Below are 719 nucleotides of genomic sequence, written 5' to 3' on the forward strand. Positions count from 1 at the left end.
GCTTTTGGTGTTCGGCCGCGGCAAGATTCCCGAGCTGATGGGCGACATGGCCAAGGGCATCAAGAGCTTCAAGAAGGGCATGGCCGACGACGACGTTGCCGAAGACAAGCGCACCGTCGAACATCGTGCCGACGAGACCGTTGCGGCCGCGAAGGAAAAGGCCAGCAAGAGCTGAGCCCAAAGGTTCTAGTCGGAACAGAGTGTCATGTTTGAAGTCGGCTGGACCGAAATGCTGGTCATCGCGATCGTCATGATCGTGGTCGTCGGGCCCAAGGATTTGCCCAATATGCTGCGCACCTTCGGCCGCACGACGGCGAAGCTGCGCGCCATGGCATCCGATTTCCAGAAACAGTTCAACGAGGCGCTGAAGGAAGCCGAGCTCGACGACGTCAAGAAGTCCGTCGACGAGCTCAGGGGCATGAGCCCGATGGCCGAGATCAGGAAGCAGCTCAATCCGTTCGAACAGGCCGCGGCCGACGTTCGCTCCGGCGTCGACGCGGCGATGAAGCCGAAGCCGGCAGCCGATCCGGCAACGCCAGCCGCTTCGACCCCGCAGGCGGCCGAGCCGCTGAAGAACGGTGCAACGACCATGCCCGGCGTCAACGGACCGGAAGCAGCGCCGGCAGCGCCGATTTTCCCGGCGATGACCGACGAATCGGTGGTGACGTCATCAGTGCCGACGACACCCGTCGTGGCGCCGAAGGCGTCCACGGCGAAGA

Annotated in this window: 2 protein-coding genes; both read left to right on the forward strand. The window is 63.4% G+C overall.

The window, feature by feature from the left end:
* Positions 1-175: Sec-independent protein translocase subunit TatA (locus ENZ75_RS33430; protein ID WP_164888259.1), on the forward strand; the 175-nt coding region annotated here is incomplete at its 5' end.
* A gap of 30 nt (positions 176-205) precedes the next feature.
* On the forward strand, positions 206-719 hold a 514-nt coding region (gene tatB, locus ENZ75_RS33435), incomplete at its 3' end, for a Sec-independent protein translocase protein TatB (protein WP_128278684.1).

Origin of the sequence: Mesorhizobium sp. M7A.F.Ca.CA.002.04.1.1 (assembly GCF_004022805.1) — a bacterium.
GTDB classification, from domain to species: Bacteria; Pseudomonadota; Alphaproteobacteria; order Rhizobiales; family Rhizobiaceae; genus Mesorhizobium; species Mesorhizobium ciceri.